This window comes from Streptomyces sp. DvalAA-14, assembly GCF_900091855.1.
Lineage (GTDB): Bacteria > Actinomycetota > Actinomycetes > Streptomycetales > Streptomycetaceae > Actinacidiphila.
The window spans coordinates 1-7,640 of record NZ_FMCH01000312.1; the positions used below are offsets into that span (position 1 = coordinate 1).

Annotated in this window: 6 protein-coding genes; 1 reads left to right on the forward strand and 5 read right to left on the reverse strand. The window is 72.6% G+C overall.

The annotated features are described in order from the left end of the window. Positions 1-172: 172 nt before the first annotated feature. From GA0115240_RS38140 to GA0115240_RS15705, 3 genes are all read right to left on the reverse strand, one after another. Positions 173-1,078, reverse strand: a complete 906-nt coding sequence (locus GA0115240_RS38140) for a TIGR03936 family radical SAM-associated protein (protein WP_256069825.1) — start codon at positions 1,076-1,078, stop codon at positions 173-175. Between the two features lie 393 nt (positions 1,079-1,471). Continuing rightward, positions 1,472-2,029 carry a GNAT family N-acetyltransferase gene (locus GA0115240_RS15700; RefSeq protein ID WP_093737295.1) on the reverse strand — a complete coding sequence of 186 codons (558 nt, stop codon included), beginning with the start codon at positions 2,027-2,029 and terminating at the stop codon, positions 1,472-1,474. 84 nt (positions 2,030-2,113) lie between these two features. Continuing rightward, the gene (locus GA0115240_RS15705) at positions 2,114-3,568 is read right to left on the reverse strand and encodes an APC family permease (protein WP_093737296.1); all 1,455 of its coding nucleotides are present in this window, start codon (positions 3,566-3,568) and stop codon (positions 2,114-2,116) included. A 165-nt stretch (positions 3,569-3,733) separates the two neighbouring features. Between GA0115240_RS15705 and GA0115240_RS15710 the strand changes: the two genes are divergently transcribed. After that, positions 3,734-4,918: an ROK family transcriptional regulator gene (locus GA0115240_RS15710; protein ID WP_093737297.1), complete on the forward strand. Its 1,185-nt coding sequence runs from the start codon at positions 3,734-3,736 to the stop codon at positions 4,916-4,918. 98 nt (positions 4,919-5,016) lie between these two features. Here GA0115240_RS15710 and GA0115240_RS15715 read toward each other — a convergent pair whose 3' ends face one another. Together GA0115240_RS15715 and GA0115240_RS15720 are read right to left on the reverse strand one after the other, a co-directional pair. Continuing rightward, positions 5,017-6,969 carry a TIGR03960 family B12-binding radical SAM protein gene (locus GA0115240_RS15715; protein WP_093737298.1) on the reverse strand — a complete coding sequence of 651 codons (1,953 nt, stop codon included), beginning with the start codon at positions 6,967-6,969 and terminating at the stop codon, positions 5,017-5,019. Between the two features lie 140 nt (positions 6,970-7,109). Next, on the reverse strand, positions 7,110-7,640 hold a 531-nt coding region (locus tag GA0115240_RS15720; protein ID WP_141708848.1), incomplete at its 5' end, for a CHAD domain-containing protein.

The following is a 7,640-nucleotide window of genomic DNA, read 5'->3' on the forward strand; positions in this document are numbered from 1 at the left end:
GGGGCCGGCGGCCGCTTGGATCGCGGGGCCGGCCTCCGGGGCGCGGGCGCCGCACGGGAGCTGCTGTGTCGCTCATCGGCCCACCCGCAGGGGGCCGACGAAAGTCTCATGTGGTCAGCGGCGCCGGACCCGGGTGGCTCCCTGGTGCGTCGGCGACGCGTCGACGCCGTACCTACGCGGAACCGGCCGGTACCGCCACGGCGTCGCGATCTGGCGCGAGCGGGTCGGTGACCGTACCGGACCCCTCGTCGAGCGGCCCCTGCGCCAGCCTGGTCACCGCTGCGGGGACCGGCGGCGCGAGGTCGGCCGTCGCCTGGAGGCCGGACAGTACGTCGTCGGGCCGTACGGCAGGTGTCAGATGCCGTACAACCAGCCGCAGTATCGCACAGGCACCGGCCTGCGGCCTATCGGCACCCTCGTCGGCCGCGTCCGCGGACGCGCTCGCCTCGGTGGGTGAATCGGTCGGATCGTTGGAATGATGCAGGTCGGACAGGTCAGGCAGGTCGGCCCGGTGGTCCGGGGCGACCAGGTCGAGGTGATGCGCCGCACCCGGGTGACGGGTGCCGCTCGGCTCGGTGGCGTCCACGGCGACGACCTCGAGCCGCGTGACGGCGGCCCGGCAGTCGAAGGTGCGGATGCCGTTCTTCGTACCGCGCTGTACTTCCACAGTGTCGGCGGCGAGGAACACCGCCACCGCCCGCTGGGCCTCTTCGGGCGTCACGCCCTCCAGCCGCAGCTGCCAGACCGACGCCTCCAGCCGCTCGGCCAGGCCAGAGGTGTGGGCCTCGACCGCTTCGACGATGTCGAGCCCGGCGGGCAGCGACTCGTCGAGCAGCAGCCGCAACTGCTCCGGATCACAAGCCCGGGCGAGCCCGATCTCCAGATACTCCGCCTCGCTGCCGACCCCGGTGGGGGCGGCGTTCGCATACGACACCTTGGGATGCGGGGTGAAGCCGGCCGAGTACGCCATCGGCACCTCGGCGCGGCGCAGCGCCCGCTCGAAGGCGCGCTGGAAGTCGCGGTGGCTGGTGAACCGGAGGCGGCCACGCTTGGTGTAGCGCAGGCGGACGCGCTGCACCGTGGGTGCGGGCGGTGGGCCTTCGGGCTGTCGCTTGCCCAGTGTCGTTCAGTCCTTCGTCGTCTTGACAGGTGCGGTGCGGGCGCTGCGTGTACGGATCACACGCGGCGCCTGGTGCCGGGCCCGGATCGGACCCTGGTGCCCGGACGGCCCGCGAGGGGCCGCCGTTCTCCCGTACGGCCCGCGCCGGTCCGTTCGACCGGTTCGCTTCCGTACACACACAAGGTTACGCCGCGTCGCGGCACACGCACGCCGCCCGCCGCCAGCCCTGTGGACAACGTGGACAACGTGGACAACGTGCCCGCGTCTTCCGCCGCCGTTCACCCGCGGGGCCCGCCGCGGCCACCGGCCGGGGGGCGCGGGGCCCGGCCCGACCCACCGGCCGGCGAGCGGCTACGGGCGGCTTGGGGCGGGCGCCGTCGGCACCCAGTAGCGCAGCTTTCCGCCCCGCTCGTCCTCGAAGACGCCGCCGCACGCTTCGATCACCTTGCGGGAGGCGGTGTTCGTGGTGTCGCAGGTGATCAGCGCCTGATCGATGCCGAGGGCGGCGGTCGCCGGCAGGGCGGCGCGCAGCATGGCAGTGGCGTGGCCGCGGCGGCGCGCGCTGGGCCGCACGTCGTAGCCGATGTGGCCGCCGTACTCGCGCAGGAAGTCGTTGAGCCGGTGCCGTACCGCGATCCGGGCCAGGTAGACGTCGCCCTCGGTCCACCACAGGTTGGTGCACGGCACGAAGCCGTGCGGCCGCGGTCCGTCCGGCTCCGCCGCGGCCCGCTGGCCGGCCACGTACTCGGCGAAGACCGCCGGATCCTGCCACCGGTCGGACCAGGTCCGCAGATCGCGGCCGACCATCGAGTCGTCCCGCGCGCCGCCCCGTCCCTCGGCGGTGAACTCGGCCATGGCGGCGAGGAAGGACGTGTGGACGCGGGCATCGGGTGCGACGAGCTGCGGCATCGCCTCAGTCTGCCGGACCGGCTCCGGGCGGGACCACCGCTTTACCGCCGCCGGCGGCGGTGCGGGCGGCGGCCCCGCCCGAGGTCACACCGCGACCGGCTCCGCGTCGGGGTCGGCCCCGGTCAGGTACTCCTCGGTGATCTCCTTGGGACCGAACGGCCACACCTTCTCGTAGTTCGACCACAGGCCGAACGCCACCACGCCCAGCGCGACCCAGGCCAGCGACCACTCGATCGGGTGGCGTCCGGGGGAATTCTTGTCCGCGTAGCCGTAGATGACGATCCATCCGATCAGCGCCACGATCCCCGGCACCGGGTACAGCCACATCCGGTACGGCCGGCGCAGGCCCGGCTGGCGGCGGCGCAGCACCGACAGGGCGAGGATCTGCGCCAGCGCCTGCACGATCACCATCACGGTGGTGAGCAGCTGGATGAGCGTCTGCAGGTCGGTGTGCCGCCCGATCAGGAAGCCGATCGCGGTGATCACACCCATGGTGGCCAGGCCCCAGACCGGGAAGCGGTGCCGTTCGTGCAGCCGGGCGAACGGCCGGAAGAAGACGCGTTCGCGGGCCGCGTCGAAGGGTACCCGGGAGCCGCCGAGCAGCCCGGTGAAGACCGAGGCGAAGGCGGTGATCAAGATGAGCACGGTCACGGTGTCGGCGGCGCCCTTGCCCCAGGTCTTCTGCAGCACGGCGGAGGCCACGGAACTGGAGGCGATGTCGTTGGGGTCGGTCATCCGGTGCCAGTCGATGACGCCCAGGGTGCCGATCTGCAGCATCAGGTAGATCGCCATGATGCCGAGGATCGAGTAGATGATGGAGCGGGGCAGCACCCGGCCCGGCTGCTTGATCTCGGCGCCCATGTAGGCGGTGGTGTTGTAGCCGAGGTAGTCGTAGATACCGATGGTCAGACCGCCGGCGAAGCCGGTCCAGAAGTGGCTGGTGGTCAGCGCGAAGGCGTGCGCCGGGTAGGTGAAGGCCAGGTGCCCGGAGAAGTCGGACGCCGCGGCGACGATCACCAGCAGCACCGACAGGATCATCACCGCCCACATCACCGCGGTGATCTTCGCTATGTGCTCGATGCCGCGCCACAGCAGCCCGATCACCACGGCGATGACGGCCAGCCCGATCAGGTCCCCGGTGGTCCGTCCCATGTGCGGGGCGAGGTAGCCGAGGTACTGCACGAAGCCGACCACGCCGGTGGACATGATCAGCGGGATGAACAGCATCGCCGTCCACACGAACAGGAACGGCATCAGCCGGCCGCTGCGGTACTGGAACGCCTGCCGCAAATAGACGTAACTCCCGCCGGAGCCGGGCATGGCGGCGCCGAGTTCGGCCCACACCAGGCCGTCGGCGAGGGCGAGCAGGGCGCCGGCGACGAAGCCGATGACGGCCTGCGGGCCGCCGAACGCGCCCACCATCAGCGGGATCGTGACGAACGGTCCGATACCGCACATCTGGCTCATGTTGATGGCGGTGGCCTGGAACAGGCCGATGCGGCGGACGAAGCCGCCGGCGGGGGGCGGATTGCCGGACATGGGGCTCCCTGGGCGAGTAGGGGTTCTCCGGTGGTCGTGCGGTCATGCGGTCGCGCGCCCGGGGCGCCTGCCCGGGATCGAGGCGTTCAAGTTAAGTTCCCTTACTAATAAGGTCAAGAGCTGCGACCGAGGTCGTCCGGCCCGCCGATACGTGACAATGCCTTCATGACCAGCAGCGACCGCGGCTCCCAGCCACCCCCTGCGCCGCAGGAGCAGCCCTGGAACCAGCAGCGGCTGCGCAGCTCCAACGAGCGCCTGCTGCTGGAACGGCTCCGCGCCGCCCCCGCGTCCCGCGCCCAACTCGCCCGCGAGACGGGGCTGTCCAAACCCACCGTCTCCAGCGCGCTGGCCGCGCTCGAAACAGCCGGCCTGGTCCGCGAGGCCGGCCACCACACCCCCGAGCGCGGGCGGGTGGCCGTCCTGTACTCCGCCGACCCGTCCGCCGGCTACGCGCTGGGCATCGACATCGGCCGCGCCTGGTTACGGGTCGCCCTGGCCGACCTCGACGGCACGATCGTGGCGCGCAGCGACGTACGCAACCGGGCGCGTACCTCCGCCGCGATGGCCGACCTGGTGGTGGCCACCGCGCACGGCGTCGTCGCGGACTCCGGCGCGGTCGCCTCGAAGGTCGCGCACGCGGTCGTCGGCACCCCGGGGGTCTACGACACCGCCGCCCGCCGGGTCCGTTATGCCCTGCACCTGCCGGGCTGGGGCCGGGCCGGCCTCTTCGACCGGATGCGCGACGAACTCGGCGTCCCGCTGGCCGTGCACAACGACGCCAACCTCGCCGCGCTCGGCGAGTACACCTTCGGCGTCGGCGCGGGCAGCCGGCTGTTCGTCTACGTCATGATCGGCACCGGCCTGGGCATGGGCATCGTCGCCGACGGCCGCCCCTTCACCGGGGCGGGCGGCGCGGCCGGTGAGATCGGCTTCCTGCCCTGGCCCGGCCGCGAACCCGGCACGCTGGAGGACGCGGTGTCGGCCGACGCGGTGGTCCGCGCCGCCCGCACCCTGGGCATGACGGGCCCGCTCACCGCCAAGTCCGTCTTCGGCGCGGCCCGGGCCGGCCATCCCGCCGCCGTGGCCGCCGTCCGCCAGGAGGGCGAACGGCTCGCGCACACGGTCGCCGCGGTCGCCGCCGTCCTCGATCCCGATCTCGTGGTCCTGGGCGGCGGCGTCGGCCACAGCGCCGATCTCCTGCTGGAAACCGTCACCGAGACACTGCGCGGCCTGACCCCGCTGCGCCCCCGGGTCACCTCCAGCGCCCTGGGTGAGGACGCGGTCCTGCTCGGCGCGGTCGCCACCGCCCTGACGACGGCCCGCGACACCACCTTCACCCGCCGGGGGTAGGCCGGGCTTCCGGCGAGCCCCCGGGGGCGGGGCGTTCGGGCGGTTCCAGTGGCTCCGGCGGCTCCGGCGGTTCCAGTGGCTCCGGTGGTTCGGGTGGTCTAGCCGCCCGCGACCCCCGCCGCGCCGGCCTTGACGACCGTCAGCGGCAGCAGCTTCTTGCCCGTCGGGCCGACCTGGATGTCGAGGTCCAGCTGCGGGCACACCCCGCAGTCGAAGCACGGGGTCCAGCGGCAGTCGTCGACCTCGGTCTCGTCGAGTGCCTCCTGCCAGTCCTGCCAGAGCCAGTCCTTGTCGAGGCCGGAATCGAGGTGGTCCCAGGGCAGCACCTCCTCGGCGGTGCGCTCGCGGGTGGTGTACCAGTCCAGGTCGAGGCCGAAAGCGGGCAGGGCGGCTTCGCAGGCGCGCAGCCAGCGGTCGTAGGAGAAGTGCTCGCGCCAGCCGTCGAAGCGGCCGCCGCCCTCGTACACCGCGCGGATGACGGCCCCGACCCGGCGGTCGCCGCGGGACAGCAGGCCCTCGATGATGCCGGGCTTGCCGTCGTGGTAGCGGAAACCGATGTTGCGGCCGTACTTCTTGTCGCCCCGGATGGCGTCGCGCAGCTTCTCCAGCCGGGCGTCGGTCTCCTCGACGCCGAGCTGGGGCGCCCACTGGAAGGGCGTGTGCGGCTTGGGGACGAAGCCGCCGATGGAAACGGTGCAGCGGATGTCGTTCTGGCCGGTGACCTCGCGGCCCTTGGCGATGACCCGCCGGGCCATCTCCGCGATCTGCAGGACGTCCTCGTCGGTCTCGGTGGGCAGGCCGCACATGAAGTACAGCTTCACCTGGCGCCAGCCGTTGCCGTAGGCGGTGGCCACGGTACGGATCAGGTCTTCTTCGGAGACCATCTTGTTGATGACCTTGCGGATCCGCTCGGAACCGCCCTCGGGGGCGAAGGTGAGGCCGGAGCGGCGGCCGTTGCGGGTCAGCTCGTTGGCGAGGTCGATATTGAAGGCGTCGACGCGGGTGGAGGGCAGCGACAGGCCGATCTTGTCCGCCTCGTAGCGGTCGGCGAGGCCCTTGGCGATGTCGGCGATCTCGCTGTGGTCGGCCGAGGACAGCGACAGCAGGCCGACCTCCTCGAAGCCGGTCGCCTTCAGCCCGGCCTCGACCATCTCACCGATGCCGGTGATGGAGCGCTCGCGCACCGGGCGGGTGATCATGCCGGCCTGGCAGAAGCGGCAACCGCGGGTGCAGCCGCGGAAGATCTCCACCGACATGCGCTCGTGCACGGTCTCGGCCAGCGGCACCAGCGGCTGCTTGGGGTACGGCCACTCGTCCAGGTCCATCACGGTGTGCTTCGAGACCCGCCACGGCACGCCGGAGCGGTTGGGCACGACCCGGGAGATGCGGCCGTCGGCCAGGTACTCCACGTCGTAGAAGCGGGGGACGTACACCCCGCCGGTCCTGGCCAGCCGCAGCAGCAGTTCGTCCCGCCCGCCGGGGCGGCCCTCCGCCTTCCAGGCCCGCACGAGCTGGGTGATCGTCAGCACGGCCTGCTCGCCGTCGCCGATGACGGCCGCGTCGATGAAGTCGGCGATCGGCTCGGGGTTGAAGGCGGCGTGGCCGCCGGCCAGCACGATCGGGTCGTCCACCGTGCGGTCGGCGGCGCTCAGCGGGATGCCGGCCAGGTCCAGCGCGGTCAGCATGTTGGTGTAGCCGAGCTCGGTGGAGAAGCTGAGCCCGAAGACGTCGAAGGCGCGGACCGGCCGGTGGCCGTCCACCGTGAACTGCGGCACCCGGTGTTCGCGCATCAGCGCTTCCAGGTCGGGCCACACGCTGTACGTCCGCTCGGCGAGCACGCCCTGCTGCTCGTTGAGCACCTCGTACAGGATCATGACGCCCTGGTTGGGCAGCCCCACTTCGTACGCGTCCGGGTACATCAGCGCCCAGCGCACGTCGGTGCTGTCCCAGTCCTTGACGGTGGAGTTCAGCTCCCCGCCCACGTACTGGATCGGCTTCTGGACGTGCGGGAGCAGCGCTTCCAGGCGCGGGAAGACCGACTCGACAGGCATCTCGGCGACTTTCATCAGCGGACGGGGGACACCCTGCGGCCGGCCCGACCGGGTCCCGGGGAAGGGTGACCCTCAAGACTACCCGAGCGGCGGCGGGTGCCGTTTCGCCCGTCCACAGCCGGGGGGCGACGCCCGGCCGTTCAGATCGGCTGGTCCGCCGCCCGCCAGGCGGCGGGCAGTTCGGCCTCGACGGCGGCGGCCAGTTCGCGTTCGCGCAGGATCATCGCGTCGTACGGCGCGGGGTCCTCGCCGGCCGCGACGGCGTCGGCGCGCAGCGGGACCAGGGCCATCCGGCAGAGATAGCCGTCCTGGTGCTCGCCGAGAAGCTGCTGGATGCCCTTGAGCCGGCCGGTGTGGGCGGCGGCGCGTTTGCCGAGCACGGGGGTGGCGGCCTCGCTGGAGTAACGGGCCCGCTTGGCGTCCTTGCGGGCGTCGTGCAGCGCGATGTCGCGGTCGTCGCCCGGGGCCATGGCCAGGGCGGTCTCGACCGCGGCCCGCAGCCGGGCGTGGTCCCGGCGGACGGTCGCGGCGGCGGCGGTGTCGGCCGGGGCGTCGGCGGCGGGCCGCAGGTACGGGGGTGCGGCCAGCAGGGCCTCCAGGGCGTCGAGGAGGGCGAAGTAGCGGGCGCCGTCGAGTTCGCGGACCAGGGCGGCGTGCGCGGATGCCGGGCT

What these genes read in the sequence shown, in the direction of transcription:
- GA0115240_RS15700 (WP_093737295.1), bottom strand. Translation starts at nt 2,029, where the DNA reads ATGCCGCAGCTCGTCGCACCCGATGCCCGCGTCCACACGTCCTTCCTC.
- GA0115240_RS15705 (WP_093737296.1), bottom strand. Translation starts at nt 3,568, where the DNA reads ATGTCCGGCAATCCGCCCCCCGCCGGCGGCTTCGTCCGCCGCATCGGC.
- GA0115240_RS15710 (WP_093737297.1), top strand. Translation starts at nt 3,734, where the DNA reads ATGACCAGCAGCGACCGCGGCTCCCAGCCACCCCCTGCGCCGCAGGAG.
- GA0115240_RS15715 (WP_093737298.1), bottom strand. Translation starts at nt 6,969, where the DNA reads ATGCCTGTCGAGTCGGTCTTCCCGCGCCTGGAAGCGCTGCTCCCGCAC.